This is a genomic window from Streptomyces sp. NRRL S-646 (assembly GCF_000720765.1).
In the GTDB taxonomy this organism is placed as follows: Bacteria; Actinomycetota; Actinomycetes; order Streptomycetales; family Streptomycetaceae; genus Streptomyces.
Genome location: NZ_JODC01000003.1, coordinates 41,072 through 56,412, shown reverse-complemented (window position 1 = coordinate 56,412; position 15,341 = coordinate 41,072). Strand labels below are relative to the sequence as shown.

9 protein-coding genes and 1 tRNA gene are annotated in these 15,341 nt (G+C 68.5%); 9 read left to right on the top strand and 1 reads right to left on the bottom strand.

Annotated elements, in window-relative coordinates; all coding sequences use genetic code 11:
- Positions 1-24 precede the first annotated feature (24 nt).
- Genes IH68_RS0104615 through IH68_RS0104600 form a run of 4 tightly spaced genes read left to right on the top strand, consistent with a single transcriptional unit; the run spans position 25 to position 8,876 of the window.
- The gene (locus IH68_RS0104615; protein WP_199931841.1) at positions 25-1,533 is read left to right on the top strand and encodes a PD-(D/E)XK nuclease family protein; all 1,509 of its coding nucleotides are present in this window, start codon (positions 25-27) and stop codon (positions 1,531-1,533) included.
- On the top strand, positions 1,482-2,591 hold the full coding sequence (locus IH68_RS0104610; protein WP_030928706.1) for an HU-CCDC81 and SPOR domain-containing protein: 1,110 nt from the start codon (positions 1,482-1,484) through the stop codon (positions 2,589-2,591). Before IH68_RS0104615 ends, IH68_RS0104610 begins: the two co-directional genes overlap by 52 nt.
- Entirely contained in the window at positions 2,584-6,153 is a 3,570-nt protein-coding gene (locus IH68_RS0104605) for a hypothetical protein (protein WP_051833202.1), read from the top strand. Before IH68_RS0104610 ends, IH68_RS0104605 begins: the two co-directional genes overlap by 8 nt.
- On the top strand, positions 6,141-8,876 hold the full coding sequence (locus tag IH68_RS0104600) for a pPIWI_RE module domain-containing protein (RefSeq protein ID WP_051833201.1): 2,736 nt from the start codon (positions 6,141-6,143) through the stop codon (positions 8,874-8,876). The genes IH68_RS0104605 and IH68_RS0104600 overlap by 13 nt, the downstream gene beginning before the upstream one ends.
- Positions 8,877-9,341: 465 nt before the next feature.
- Here IH68_RS0104600 and IH68_RS0104595 read toward each other — a convergent pair.
- Positions 9,342-9,413 (bottom strand) — tRNA-Arg (locus tag IH68_RS0104595).
- Between the two features lie 389 nt (positions 9,414-9,802).
- On the opposite strand from IH68_RS0104595, the gene IH68_RS0104590 reads away from it, so the two are divergent.
- The 5 genes from IH68_RS0104590 (at position 9,803) to thrC (ending at position 15,281) form a co-directional block, all read left to right on the top strand.
- A complete protein-coding gene (locus tag IH68_RS0104590; RefSeq protein WP_078912315.1) occupies positions 9,803-10,273 on the top strand; it encodes a response regulator in 471 nt (156 codons plus the stop codon).
- Between the two features lie 100 nt (positions 10,274-10,373).
- A complete protein-coding gene (gene nrtL, locus IH68_RS0104585) occupies positions 10,374-11,360 on the top strand; it encodes an ArgS-related anticodon-binding protein NrtL (protein ID WP_030928696.1) in 987 nt (328 codons plus the stop codon).
- Between the two features lie 16 nt (positions 11,361-11,376).
- Positions 11,377-12,768 (top strand): diaminopimelate decarboxylase, encoded by a 1,392-nt coding sequence (lysA, locus tag IH68_RS0104580; protein WP_030928693.1) that lies wholly within the window; start codon positions 11,377-11,379, stop codon positions 12,766-12,768.
- A gap of 146 nt (positions 12,769-12,914) precedes the next feature.
- Positions 12,915-14,216, top strand: coding sequence for a homoserine dehydrogenase (locus tag IH68_RS55035; protein ID WP_030928690.1), 1,302 nt, complete (start codon positions 12,915-12,917; stop codon positions 14,214-14,216).
- A gap of 6 nt (positions 14,217-14,222) precedes the next feature.
- Complete coding sequence (gene thrC / locus IH68_RS55030) at positions 14,223-15,281, top strand: threonine synthase (protein ID WP_030928687.1); 1,059 nt, start codon at positions 14,223-14,225, stop codon at positions 15,279-15,281.
- Positions 15,282-15,341 lie beyond the last annotated feature (60 nt).

Here is a 15,341-nt window from a genome sequence, read left to right as displayed (position 1 = left end):
GGCGTCATTGAGGTACGCCTGGGCATGTTCGGTCCAGAGCGGTACCGATGCCCGGCGTCCGATGCGCTGAAGGCTCGCGGACTGCGGCCGCGCGAGCGGGCCGCTTGGAAGCCCGAGGTGCTGAACCCGTTTCCGAACGGCCCCTTCATGGACGAGGCTGACAAACTCGAATGGCCGGTGGACGAGCTTCCGCCGAGCGTGTCTCGCGGCGGTCGGCGGCGTCCGCTGCATGACGGCGTTCGGCAGTGGACCGAGCATGCGCTCCGGATGTACCAGGAGGCGTTCTCTGCGGATCTGGACCTCCGACTCACCCGTCGGCCTTGGGTATACAGGCACCACCGCCCAAGCAGCGAAGGGCGGGACACTGTGGAGTATCGGATCACAGCGTGGGGACTGTGCTTCGAGTCCGACGACGGCCGCTTGCGTGAGCTACGCCTACCGGTCAACCGGCTTCGTAAGCGCAGCGCGGCGGAGCGCGCCGTGGCCGCCCTGGTTGTGGCGGAGGGGAATCTCGATCCCCGGCTCGAATGGGTCAGGGTTGTCCAGTTCGCGCTGTCCGACGGTCGAACGGACACGATCTTCGATGGCAATCGGGACGAGGCATTGGCCTTGTACCGGGCCGACGGGGCGCCCGCTGTCCGCGCACTGCTCGACAGCCAGGAGTACCGGCCCGGTACTGCCTGTACTTCGTGTGCTGTTGCGCCGGTCTGTCCGGCGCTTCCGCGGGCTGAGGGGCTTCTCGGGATAGCCGATCGGAGTCGGCCGCGGCGCAGTTGGTCCTCGACCACCGGGCGGGGGCACCGGAGCTGTCCGGCCCGCGGCTATCTGCGCGGCCTTCGGCTCCCAGCCGATGACACCGTGGAGCGGGGGGCAGCCGTCGAGCGTGGTCGGGCGGTCCACGCGTTCCTCGCTGAGCGGCATGGCCAGTGGTCGGGTACGCCGTGTACCCCCGAGATCCCAGCGAACTGGGTGCCTGAGGACTACCGGCTCCCCGACGAGGAGCGGCAGCTCGGGGCCGAGTTATTGCGTCATCACGCCGAGGTGTGCCCACTCCGTACGGCTGAACCGCGATCGGAGATCCAGACTGAGCCCCGGCTGGTGTTCGACGACACCGCGGCCGACTTGCTGGTCTTGGCAGAGCCCGACCTGCTGTACCGGGAAGCGGGTTCCTGGATCTGGCGGGAGACCAAGACCTCCGCCAGTGACCGTCCGCGTCGCAACATACTGGCCACCTATCCTCAACTGGCCTTGGGCGTACGTGTCATTGCTGGTGGCGTGCTGCCCAGACCGCAGGCCGGAGGACGGGTCGAACTGGAACTGCTGCACCCCGGAGGCGTCGATCTGCGGATCCTCGACCCGTTTGCTCCGGAGACCCAGGCTGCCGCTGAGGCGGTACTGCGCGAGCAAGTTTCGGGCTGGCACGCGGAGACGCTCTTCGAGGCCGTCCCTGGCGCCGAGTGTGCCACCTGCGAGGTGGCCAGATGGTGCTCTGCCCGGCGGCCGCAGGGGCACGGAGCGGGGACAAGCCGGTGAGTGGGGATGAACGAACGGATGTTGACCTCCTCACGGAGGTGGCCCGGGGCGTGATTGAACTGATTTCAGTGGACCGATCGTCGACATTCCGGCTGCCTTATCCGTCGAGCCTCCAGTTGGCGCTGGACCGCGTGGTGCTGTTAGGGCTGATGCACGGTCAACCGGTGCCCGTCGGAGTGCCAGAGTTGCTGCTTTGGTGCAGGGAGCGCGGGCCTTCGGGATGGCCACTGGCGTTGCCAAGCGGTTTCCTGACCGACGATGCCCGCTTGATCGATCCCGCGGCGGGCGAACCGACCCGGACCTGCGCCGAACTGGCCTCCCTTGGCCCGCGTGGCGCGCTGGAGCAGGAGGCCGAGACCCGGCTCGCTGAACTTGCTGACGCCTGCGGCACCGTGGAGCGCTTCGCACTTTGCCGCGATTTCCTCATCCGGCGGCCCATCATCCTCCGGTTCGACCCGATGGAGATGCTCCAGCCGACTGTGGCTCAGACCTGGAAGCTGGTCAAAGACCTCTATGCCCCCGTGCCGGACCGCTTCACTGTCGACGGGCTGGTACACCGCTGCAAAAGCTGTCTGCTGCTTGCCAAACCCGTGACGACGGCCGGTCCCTGGTGCGAGGGCGGTTGTTTACCGGGGGACCGCGAATTCGAATCGTCGCACCAACTCGGGCACGCCCTGGCTCTGCCGTTCGGGCTCAGGCTCTTCCTCGCGCTCCCAGGCCGCACCGAATATACCGTCCGTTCTCGCCTCACGTCGCAGGCCCAGTTGCTCCCGCTGGGCCTGGGTGTCCACCGCGTCGTCGGCCACGACGGGACACTCCACACCTTTCAGGTCCACAACCGGGAACAGCCTGTTCCAGCCGCCCTGCGGGCAGCGGATGTCGCTGCCCGGCTCGGCGGACCTCTGGACGTCGTAGTCCCGGACGAGCTCGTGGCGTACGCCGGGTACCGGCAGGACTTCGACCGTGCGCTGCCCGCCGGCGCACGGGTGCGTCTGCTGTCCGCGAGCGAGTTCACCACACCGGAGCCAACCGTCCGAGCGAGGAGGAATCATGCGTAGCACCGCCCAGTCGCTGGGTGACGTGGTCAGCTGTCTGTTGAAAGCCGCACCGCAGATAAAGAGGGCCCGGTTGGTCTCCCTTTGTGAGATCGAGGTTGGTCTCGTCCTTCAGGAGCGATTTGCTGCCGGCGCGCCGGCAGCGGATGCCTGGACGCTTTTCAGTGGATACCCGTTCGCGTGGGCCTGGGAAGCCGTAGACGCGGCCGGGCAACGAACCCTCCGCACGGCCCGGCACACACTATGGACCTGGGGCCGTCGTCTGGCCTGGACCGAGGCGCTTGAGGAGTACCAGCGGCTTGACCGCCAGCTCCGTGCCTATGAGGTCGCCGATCCGGGTCTTCCGGCCGTCCGGCGCTCCTCGTTGTCGGTGGCACCGGACCGTTGGGAGACGTACGAGCTGCTGCTGCGCGAGGCGCCGATGTTCGCCGGACGCCCCTTGACGTTAGCGAAGGCCGGCCGGCATGCCTTCCCGATCGGTCGGCATCTGACCACCGTCCAGCTCCCTGAGCACACCCTGCCGCCACCGGTCGGCCACGACCTTGCGGCACCCCCGGCGAACGGGGGTGAGCCGCTGACCTTCCGATGGGACGACCTGGTGAAGACTGCGGAGTTCATGGACTCGGTCAAATCTGAGAATTGGACCGGACGGCTGGTTGCGATCCACCTTTTCACCCGCCAGGCCGGGAAGTTCAAATGTGCGGACACCTTCGAGGTAGGCGGGATCCAGCATCTGCTGGGCATCGTCGGCGCCGGCAAGAGCACTCTGCGGGACGTGCTGGCGGTACACCTGGCCAGGCGGGGCCTTCGGGCGACCGTTGTGGTTGGGGACGTCGCCGAGCAGCTCAAACTGGTTCAGTTGTACAACACGTACGTCCCCGGTTCGGCCGCACCGGTGCTCGGCGCGACGGGCCGTCAGCAGCACGCCGAACGGCTGCACCGGCGGCTGGTCGGCCGTGGCGCGCGCAATCTGCTTACCCACGACGATGCTGGATTCGCTTACCTGAGCACGTCCTGTGCCCTGAACGCGCTGCGGCACGCGGAGGGTCAACTCGCCGACGACCTGCTCGGTTTCGGCGAGGCACCGTGCACCAGGCTGCAACCGCCCGGCAGTCGCGGCGACTACGCGGACGACCTGTGGATACGGCGCCGGGTGGCCTGCCCGTTCTGGTCGGGCTGCCCCCGCCATCACGGTGCCCGCGAACTGGTCGATGCGGCTGTCTGGGTCGCCACACCGCCCAGCCTGATCGACTCGGCGGTGCCGCACCCGCAGAATCATGAGCGCATCCGCTACCTCGAACTCGCCTGTCGGCGCAGCGACCTGGTGATCGTCGACGAAGCAGACCGGGTCCAGATGCAACTCGACCGGATGTTCGCGCCCGGCATCCCACTGATCGGCGGCGGTCCCGACACTCGGTCTTTTCTTGACGATGTCAACCAGCATCGCATCCGTGAGTTGGCCGGTGCTGGGCGGATCCAGCTGTCGGACCGGGACGTCGAGAACTGGTCGGCTGCTGTCAACACCACGCAGACCGCAGCGGACCGTCTGGTCGCCATGTTGGTGAGTGACGTCGGCCTGCGCGATTGGGTCAGGACTGGTTATTTCAGCGCCTGGACGCTCCAGCTCCGCCTGTTGGAGGAGCGGTACCCGCTGCCGGAAGATCACGACGGCACTCAGGCTGAGGCGGCGGAGCCCGACGCCGAGCGTTCTCTTCGGGCGCCGCGGCGCCGACTGACCGAAATCCTTGACGGCTTCCGAGAGAATCCGTTCGGCGACCGGCGCCCGATCCCCGAGGACGGCGTTGCACTCACCGGCCTGCTGAGCGAACTACTACACACCAACTACCGCGAGAACACCCGCAGCCGGCTGGAGAAGGTGCTCCGCAACCTCTTCGACCTCGATCCCCTCCTGGACCCGAATAACGAGGGCCGGGAGCGTTACCAGGAGCTGCGTGCCCGCGCCAATGGTGAGTGGGGGCGGAAACCTGCGCAGCGTGCGGAGAGCCGCAGGAGGGCCAAGCGCCGGAGGAAGGACTGTCTGCCGGAGAATCCGGAACAGTGGCTGAGCCTACTGATGACCCGCTTTGAGTTCACCTTGCTGCTCAGCGCGCTGGAGCCCAAACTCGCCCTGATCAACGCCATGTGGCCGCGCGTCGCGGCGGCACTCAACCTGGGCTTCAACGAGATGTACCGCAGGCCGCTCGACTACGGCCCGATGGTGCCCGAGGCGCCAATGGGCAATGTGATCGGCTTTCAGTTCCTGATGGAAGGCCCGGACCTCGGCGGAGCGCGTACCGGAGAGTTGCGCTTCTTCCGCTGTAGCGGGCTCGGCCGGGAACTGCTCCGTGCGATGCCTGACCTGCCGACGGTGGACGGTCGACCCGGCACCAATGTCCTGCTGATGTCGGGCAGCAGTTGGGCCGGGAGCTCTAGCCGCTACCACATCCCGGTGCCTATCGGCGTGATCATTGAGCCGAATCCGAAGGAACTGAAACGGATCGTTGAACAGAGCGAGTTCCGCTTCGAGTTCGTCCGCGACGGCTGTCTGTGCCGTGTGGCTTGCGAGTGCCAGGTGCCTAATGAGGCAGAGCGGCTCTCGGGTGAGCCGCTCGACCAGCGAGCCGCCATCCTGCGCCGAATGGCCATCGCCCTTGGTAAGGACGACACCGGAATCAGCCGTCTCCAGGAGGAGCTGAGGCTCCTCCCGGAGAGCCGCCGCCACATCCTCCTGCTTGTCGGCAGTTATGAGGAAGCCAAGCTTGTGGCGGACACCTTGCACACCCTTAACAAGCGCTGGAGGGGCAGAGTCCGTCGGCTGGTGTCCGACGACGACCCCAACGCTGGCACATGGTCGGATGACGACGAACACCACGCCCCCGTTCTGCGCCGCGGCGACGTGGAGACGCTAGCCAACACCAATGCCGACATCTTGGTGGCGCCTCTGCTAGCAGTGGAACGCGGACACAACATCCTCGACCTCGACCGCCGGCACGCCGCAATCGGGTCGATCTACTTCCTCGCTCGGCCCAACCCACGTCCCGACGACCTCGGCCTGGCGGTGCATGCGATCAACGACTGGATCGTGCGGGCCATCGACGGTGGGGAGTTCACCGACTGGGTCAGGGGCGAGCTCACCTTGGGCCTGGGCGCCCGCAAGGTCAGGGACCTGGCCCGTTCTCAGTGGTACCGGGTATTGGCCAGGAGCATGGCCTGGAGCCGTCTGAGCGATGACGACCGGAAGCAGGTCACCTGGGATCTACTCGTGCTGATCTGGCAGGTGATCGGCCGCTCCGTGCGCGGCGCGGTACCCACCCGGGTCGCCTTCGTTGACGCCGCGTTCGCGCCCAACCTGGCCACCGGCCAGTCGCCAGGTCAGCCGGACACCCCGAAGACCAGTCTCCTGCACAGCATCCATGCCGTGCTCAGGCCCTACTTCACCCCGGACACTCCTGTGCCCGCGGCCGACCGGCACATCGTCCAGGCGCTCTACCGGCCGATGTGGACTGCCCTCGACCGCTGCCTCATCCAGTTCACCGACGAAGGGAACACCGCATGCACCGCCTGATCAGCACCACCGCCTATGAACCGGACCCGCAGGCCGGAGCCTGGACCGAGCAATATCGCGTGATCAGTTTTCCAGAGGAATGGCGGACCGAGTTCATGGACCTCTACCGGCGACGGTGGCGTCGCCGGGAACAACCGGTGGGCCTGCCGATCAGCAAGCTCAACGACCTACTTCGGGCCACAGCCCCGGGCCTGGTGGCCACTGGGCGGGGAGCCGGAAACAGTGCCGAGTCACCCTGGTTCTACGCGTCCGAGGAGATGCCGGCCGAACTGGTCGCCCCGTTGTTGGTCTCGTGGGTGATGACCCTGCCGCCCAGCACCGATTCCGATGCCGAGCGTGCGGCCGACCACCAAGCGGCCCTGGATCGGGCACTGGCTTTGATCGACCGGCACACCCCACAGTGGCGGCACGAGTCCTTGGACCTCACCGCAGCGGAGCCCTCCCCGGGAGGCACGGCCCAACCCGACCGGAGGCTCTACCACCTGCTGCCCGAGTGGATCGGCGCCAGGCTCGCTGCTCGCCCTCTCCACCTCAACGGCGTCGACCTCTCCTTCCGGCTGGTCATCCGCGACCAGGGCGTCGAGCTGGTCAGCTGGCCGCCACGGACATACACCCGAGGGAAAAGCACCTGGTACTACTCGGGTCTGGTGACCATCACCGTCCAGACAGTGCCGTTCGCCGCGAGATTCAGGGTGCACGTCTCCTACGGGATCCGCCGCTGGGCCACCGGATCGCCCGTCCGGCTGCCGGAGGGCCGAGGTGCGACTGCCCTGCTCGACGCACCTCTGCCCTGGTCTGGGGCCGACGGTTCGCGCCGACGGCTGACTGCCAACTCCCTGGCCTTCGACCGTGGCCTGGGCATGCTGTCCTGGAGCCGGCATAGCCTGGTCGACCTGCTGCCCGAACTCGACGTGCTTCGGGCCTACCCCAAGCCGACCGAGTTGATCACCGAACCGGTGGACTGGATCGAGGGCCGCGACGGAGTTGCCGCAGGCATCCTGCACAGCACGGCGATGGGCCGGCACGGCGTCGGCACCGGACTTATGCCACTCGAACGTTCGCTCCTCGATCAGTGGTTTGAGGAGAGTCTCCACCCAGTCCTGCGTCGAGTGCCCGACCTGGAACGCGCGCATCGGAAGGCCAAGCCCGCCCTGCTGCCCACCTCTGCGACGAAGGATCTGGAGAAGCAGGAGGTGCGCTCCCGACGGCGCGTGCAAGCCCGGCGCGACGCGGTGCGCGCGGCACTCGGCGGGCAGCCGCTGCTGATAGACGTGCTCTGGCAGACCGAGGAAACCCGCGACGAGTTGATCGCGATGCTTCGCGAGTGGTTGGGACTTCCGACCGGCTCTGGCGGAGTGGAAGGCGACTATGAGTGGCAGGACGGAGACCTGCACGTTGTGCTCCGTGCCCGGCCACTTGGTGCCCTGGGCGCCCCGTTGTTGGTCGTCCGGAAATCCGGCCGGTCGCGAGCCCAGGCACTGGCCGAGGCCGTGCGGGAGCGGGCCGCGCTGACAGCTGCCCAGCTTGGCCCTCGAACCAGTCCGGTGGGGCTGGCGATCGTAGAGACGCTGGGCCCCGATCGGTTCTCAGTACAGGACTCCGACCCCAAGTCGGCACTGCGGCACGGCTGCGCCGCAGCCCGGCGGGTCAGCCAGTTTATCGTCGTACCGGAGGACTCCGACGGAGCTGTGGCTCTGCGTGCCCGGTCCGCCCTGGCTGACGGGATGCGCCAGCTCGGGGCCGTGGTCCCGCCGGATCAGCGGCTGGACGAGGCAGTGGCAGACGACCTCCAATACCTTGCGCTCTGGCAGGTCCGGCGAAAGGCCAACGGACCGACGCGGCAGGCCGGACAGCGCCTGGTCGCTCTCCGGATCCGCCCACACGATCCGGTGCACCCCGTACGAGGGTGGGACGACGCCCGTAAGAAATGGGTACCTTACGCCCAACTGCTGCTCACCCTTGCCACCGATGGCGCCGTGGCGGATGCCACCGCAACGCGCACCCGATCAGGCCGATTTGCCTCGACTACCGAGGAGCGGCGCGACGAGGTCGAGCGCCAGATCAGGTCGCTGCTCTACCAGGTGCGCGACCGGCCGACCCTACTGCTGGCGAACAGCGGCAACCTGCGTGAGGCTTGGCCCGGCCTCAACAACGGCCAGTTGCGCAGAGACATGGTCACGTTCCATGGCGAGCCGCCCGCCCGGCTCGCGCTCTTCGGAAGGGACCTGCGGATGGTGCTGCTTCGGGACGCCAACAGCCGTGGCGAGACACCCCAGTGGTACGCACCTGCCGAGACCGATGAGGAGACGCCAGGGTTCTCCGCCGGTCTGTGGGCGGCACAGGGCGCGGGCCCGGACGATCGGGTGTTCATCAGTACCGTCGGCAAGCCGCCCACTGCGGGCACGGTGCGGAATGACCTGCGCAAGCTGGTGCCCCACAAGGATTGGCCACACGGCCCCGCAGCCACCGCCTGGAACCCGCAGGCTCTGGAACTCACCGTGCTCGGCTGCCTGTCCGAGTCGGCTCTGGCGGCCGCAGGGCGCGCCGGTATAGCCCCGGACCGGCCCGCCGTGGTTGCAGCGGCCGCCCATCAGCTGCGCTTCCATGATGAGTACCACCCGCTCTCCCGGCCCCTCCCGCTACACCTCGCGAAGCTGGCCGAGGAGTACTTCCTACCTCTTGCCGTGGCCCCGGCTCCGGTAGCCGAGCAGGACTCTCAATAGTCGTCTGCGACGCGATATAGGCAGTTCCGCGGTTGTCTCCAGCATGAGGCGGGAAAGCCTCTGGCCAGCAGGAGCTTTCCGCTGGTGCCGAGGAGCGCGGCGCTCCACTAGATCTGAAGCCCGTGAGGTACCCCGGTTTCAGCAGGCTCTGACCCCTCGGCTCAGGAAAGTGGAACGGCCTGCTCAGACGTCTGCCTTGTTCGCTTCCCTGGCCGCAAACATGCAGCTCACAAGCGGGTCGTGGCTCCAGGAACCCCGATTTAGACGCCTCCGTCCCGCGCATACCCCGCAGGGAGCGATGTCACGGGATCGGACAATTGGGATTTCGGTCGACCGGTGCGCCAAAATCCCAGGTCGGAATGCGTGGGCTCGTGAGTGCACATGGCTTACTTGGCCGTTGCTGTTTTGGCATGCACAAGAAAGGCCCTGACCGGCGTTTCCGCTGGTCAGGGCCTTGATTTCCGGTGCCCCCGGCAGGATTCGAACCTGCGCACACGGCTCCGGAGGCCGTTGCTCTATCCCCTGAGCTACGGGGGCGTGTCCGCTGCGCTGCGTGCGCGGCGACGGGTAGAACCCTACCAGCTGATCCAGGGTGTTCATGAACGGGTTTAGCGGCCCCCTCCCGGAGTACCGTCCCGCGCCGCACCGCCCAGTGGCGCCCGCTGTTGCCCTGCCGTCAACCCCGCCCCTGCCGCCGAAAGCCGCATCCGTCTGCATGGCCGGAAGTCCGTCCCCCCGCAAAGACCAGAGGTGCGGAGTCTCGTCCCCCGCAAGGGCCAGAAGCGTGGAGTCCCGCCCCCCGCAAGGGCCAGAAGCGTGGAGTCCCGTCCCCCGCAAGGACCAGAAGTGCGGAGCCCCGTCCCCCGCAAGGGCCAGAAGTAGGGAAAACCCGGACGCGGTGGCCGGTCCGGACCTACTCTCGAGTTGTGCCAGGCGCGTCGGGCCGGGTGCTTGTTGTGGACGACAACAAGGTCATCCGGCAGCTGATCAGGGTCAATCTCGAGCTGGAGGGTTTCGAGGTGGTGACCGCGGCTGACGGTGCCGAGTGTCTGGATGTCGTTCATCGGGTGCGGCCCGACGTCGTGACCCTTGATGTGGTCATGCCTCGACTCGACGGGCTGCGGACCGCCTCCCGGCTTCGTTCCGATCCGCTGACCCGTGACCTTCCCCTTGCCATCGTCAGCGCATGCACCTCGTACGAGGTCGAGACCGGGCTGGACGTGGGGGTCGACGCCTTTCTTGCCAAGCCCTTCGAGCCTGCCGAACTCGTGTGTCTCGTAAAGCAGTTGATCGAGCGAAGGAGGAGCGGGAGAGGCAGGGGAGAGGGCGGTGAGGCCGGGCTCGGGAGTGTTCTCGGGTTCGGTGAGGCCGAGCGGGCCGGGCGGGCCGGCGGCTGATCCGGGCGCACGCCCTCCCGTCCAAGCGCCCTGTCCACATCCCGGACCCCCGCCCAAACCGACTCGCCTACCCACCCCCCTCCTCCCATACGCTTGTGCCGTGACCCCCGTCGAGCTCTCCCGTACCGTGCTGCGCGCGGTGCGTCGTGCTGTCGACGAGGGGGAGCTGAGCGTGGCCGTGCCGCAACGGGCCGTTGTGGTGCCGCCCGGGCCGGGTGGCTGTGGCGACTACGCCACCAACATCGCCCTGCAGCTCGCACGGCCCGCCGGGCAGCCGCCCCGGCGTGTTGCCGAGATCCTGCAGCAGCACCTCGCCCGGACGGACGGCGTCGCGGACGTCGTCGTCACCGGGCCGGGGTTCATCAACATCAGCCTGCAGGGGGCAGGGGCGACCGCTGCGGCCCTGACGCGCGAGATTCTCCGGGACGGCACGGCGTACGGTCACAGTGACGCCCTCGCCGGGCAGGTCGTCGAGCTGCGTATCCCGTACGAGGTCCGGGCGGAAGTCGTCGCGGACGCCCTCGTGCGCATCGTCGCTTCCCAGGGCGGCCGCGTCGAGGTCGACCACGGCGAGCCGGTGAACCTCCGGCCCGTCCCGGCCCCCGACGACCCCGCCCTCCTCGGCCCCGATGCCGCTCGCTGGGCGCTTCTGCATCCCGCCGCCCACCACCGGCCCCGTATCACCGCCGATCATCTGGTCCAGCGCGAGAGCAACCCTCTCTTCCGTGTCCGTTACGCCCACGCCCGCACCCGGGCCCTCAGCCGTAACGCCGCCGACCTGGGCTTCACCCCCGAGCCCGGAGACGTAGAGCACGTACAAGAGGACGTGGGCGCCCTGCTCGCCGTCCTCGCCGATCACCCCCGCGTTCTCGCCCGCGCGGCTGCACAGCGCACGCCCGACAGCCTCGCCCGGCACCTCGTCACCCTCGCCGACGCCGTTCTCGCCGTCCTTCCCGTGGTGCTGCCGCGCGGCGACGAGAAACCCTCGGCCGCCCACCGTGCCCGGCTCGCGCTCGCCGAAGCCGCCGGGGCGGTGCTGGCCGGCGGCCTGTCCCTGCTCGGCATCGACGCACCCCAACACCTCTAGAGAGCCAGCAAAGAAGATGAGCCGTTCTGCACACCCCGCCGGGCCCCGTCACGCCGACGTCCTCCCCGAGGGCCACTACTCCGCCCCGCCCACCGACCTCAACGTCCTCGACCCCAAGGTCTGGGCCCAGACGGTCACCCGCGACGAGGACGGCGTGACCACTGTCGGCGGTATCGATGTGAAGACCATCGCCGAGCAGTACGGCACCCCCGCCTACATCCTCGACGAGGCCGACTTCCGGGCCCGGGCGCGGGCCTGGCGCAGTGCCTTCGGGGCCGACGCCGACGTCTTCTACGCCGGGAAGGCGTTCCTTTCGCGTGCCGTCGTTCGGTGGCTGCACGAGGAAGGGCTCAATCTGGACGTGTGCTCCGGCGGTGAGCTCGCCACCGCCCTGTCCGCCGGCATGCCTGCCGACCGCATTGCCTTCCACGGCAACAACAAGTCGGTCGACGAAATCACAAGGGCCATCGAGGCCGGTGTCGGGCGGATCGTCCTCGACTCCTTCCAGGAGATCGTCCGCGTCGCCCACATCGCGCGGGAACTCGGCAAGCGGCAGCGCGTGCAGATTCGTATCACCGTCGGCGTCGAGGCCCACACCCACGAGTTCATCGCCACCGCCCACGAGGACCAGAAGTTCGGGATTCCGCTGGCCGGAGGGCAGGCGGCGGAAGCGGTCCGCCGTGCGCTCCAGCTCGACTCGCTCGAACTCATCGGGATCCACAGCCACATCGGCTCGCAGATCTTCGACATGTCCGGTTTCGAGGTCGCCGCGCACCGGGTCGTCGGCCTGCTCAAGGACATCCGTGACGAGCACGGCGTCGAGCTGCCCGAGATCGACCTCGGGGGCGGGCTCGGGATCGCGTACACGAGCGACGACGACCCCCGTGAGCCGCACGAGATCGCCAAGGCGCTCACCGAGATCGTGACCCGGGAGTGCGAGTCGGCCAGGCTGCGCACCCCGCGCATCTCCGTCGAGCCCGGGCGAGCCATCGTCGGTCCGACGGCCTTCACGCTCTACGAGGTCGGCACCATCAAGCCCCTCGACAACCTCCGTACCTACGTCTCCGTCGACGGCGGTATGTCGGACAACATCCGCACCGCGCTCTATGACGCCGAGTACAGCGTCGCGCTCGTGTCGCGCACCTCCGACGCCGAGCCCATGCTCGCCCGTGTCGTCGGCAAGCACTGCGAGAGCGGCGACATCGTGGTGAAGGACGCGTTCCTGCCCTCCGACCTGGCACCGGGTGACCTCGTCGCCGTGCCCGCCACGGGTGCGTACTGCCGTTCCATGGCCAGCAACTACAACCACGTGCTCCGTCCGCCCGTCGTCGCCGTGAACGACGGCGAGGCCCGTGTCATCGTCCGCCGCGAGACGGAGGAGGACCTCCTGCGTCTCGACGTCGGCTAGCCCGGAGCCCCGCGGGGCGGAAGATCTCCTGTTTTCCGCCCCTGCACAAATGAAATAGATGTCTCACGATCCGGACATGGGGCAGAAACTCCCGTCCGGTGAGTGAGACTGGTCCAACCGTAGACGGTATGAGGAAACGAGGTCGGATGATGCGTACGCGTCCGCTGAAGGTGGCGCTGCTGGGCTGTGGGGTTGTCGGCTCAGAGGTGGCGCGCATCATGACGACGCACGCCGACGACCTCGCCGCCAGGATCGGGGCGCCCGTCGAACTGGCGGGCGTGGCCGTGCGCCGGCCCGACCGGGTCCGTGAGGGCATCGACCCGAGCCTCGTCACCACCGACGCCACCGCGCTCGTCAAACGTGGCGACATCGACGTCGTGGTCGAGGTCATCGGCGGCATCGAGCCCGCCCGCTCCCTCATCACCACCGCCTTCGAGCACGGCGCGTCCGTCGTCTCCGCCAACAAGGCGCTGCTCGCCCAGGACGGCGCCGCTCTGCACGCCGCCGCCGAGGAGCACGCCAAGGACCTCTACTACGAGGCCGCCGTCGCCGGCGCCATCCCGCTGATCCGCCCGCTGCGCGAGTCCCTCGCCGGCGACAAGGTCAACCGGGTGCTGGGGATCGTCAACGGGACGACCAACTTCATCCTCGACAAGATGGACTCCACGGGCGCCGGGTACCAGGAGGCGCTCGACGAGGCCACCGCGCTCGGGTACGCCGAGGCCGACCCCACCGCCGACGTCGAGGGCTTCGACGCCGCCGCCAAGGCCGCCATCCTCGCCGGCATCGCCTTCCACTCGCGGGTGCGTCTCGACGACGTCTACCGCGAGGGGATGACCGAGGTCACCGCGGCCGACTTCGCCTCGGCGAAGAACATGGGCTGCACCATCAAGCTGCTCGCCATCTGCGAGCGGGCCCAGGACGGCGGCTCGGTCACCGCGCGCGTGCACCCCGCCATGATTCCGCTGAGCCATCCCCTCGCCTCCGTGCGCGGCGCGTACAACGCCGTGTTCGTCGAGTCCGACGCGAGCGGGCAGCTCATGTTCTACGGGCCCGGTGCCGGCGGTGCGCCCACCGCGTCCGCCGTGCTCGGCGACCTCGTCGCCGTCTGCCGCAACCGGCTCAGCGGGGCAACGGGGCCCGGCGAGTCGGCGTATGCCGCGCTGCCCGTGTCGGGCATGGGTGACGTCGTCACCCGCTACCACATCAGCCTCGACGTGGCGGACAAACCGGGTGTTCTCGCCCAGGTGGCGACCGTCTTCGCGGAGCACGGTGTGTCCATCGATACGGTTCGTCAGCAAGGCCGGCCAGAAGGCGACGGCGACGCATCGCTCGTCGTCGTCACCCACCGCGCGTCCGACGCCTCCCTGACCGGGACCGTCGAGGCGCTGCGCAAGCTCGACACCGTGCGGGGTGTCGCCAGCATCATGCGGGTTGAAGGAGAGTAACCAGCAATGACCCACCAGTGGCGCGGAATCATCGAGGAGTACCGGGACAGGCTGCCGGTATCCGACACCACGCCGGTCGTGACGCTCCGCGAGGGCGGCACGCCCCTCGTGCCCGCGCAGGTGCTCTCCGAGCGCACGGGCTGCGAGGTCCACCTCAAGGTGGAGGGTGCGAACCCCACCGGGTCCTTCAAGGACCGCGGCATGACCATGGCCATCACCAGGGCCAAGGAGGAGGGCGCGAAGGCCGTCATCTGCGCCTCCACCGGCAACACGTCCGCCTCCGCCGCCGCGTACGCCGTGCGGGCCGGCATGGTTTCGGCCGTTCTCGTCCCGCAGGGCAAGATCGCGCTCGGCAAGATGGGCCAGGCGCTCGTGCACGGCGCCAAGATCCTCCAGGTCGACGGAAACTTCGACGACTGCCTCACCCTGGCCCGCGCGCTGAGCGACAACTACCCCGTGGCGCTGGTGAATTCGGTCAACCCGGTGCGCATCGAGGGCCAGAAGACGGCCTCCTTCGAGATCGTCGACATGCTCGGCGACGCCCCGGACATCCACGTCCTCCCGGTCGGCAACGCGGGCAACATCACCGCGTACTGGAAGGGCTACAAGGAGTACGCCGCCGACGGCGTCGCCACGCACACCCCGCGCATGTGGGGCTTCCAGGCCTCCGGCTCCGCGCCCATCGTGCGCGGCGAGATCGTCAAGGACCCGTCGACCATCGCCACCGCGATCCGCATCGGCAACCCGGCGTCGTGGCAGTACGCGCTCGCCGCGCGGGACGAGTCCGGCGGTTTCATCGACGAGGTGACGGACCGTGAGATCCTGCGCGCCTACCGGCTGTTGGCCGCGCAGGAGGGCGTTTTCGTCGAGCCGGCGTCCGCCGCGTCCGTCGCCGGTCTGCTGAAGGCCGCCGAGCAGGGCAAGGTCGACCCGGGCCAGAAGATCGTGTGCACGGTCACCGGAAACGGCCTGAAGGACCCCGACTGGGCCGTCGCCGGCGCCCCGCAGCCCGTCACCGTCCCGGTCGACGCGGTGACGGCGGCCGAGCGCCTCGGTCTGGCCTGACGTCCGGCCTGACAGGGAACTCCCTCCGAGGGGTGCACAGGGGGCTTACGGCACGCATCG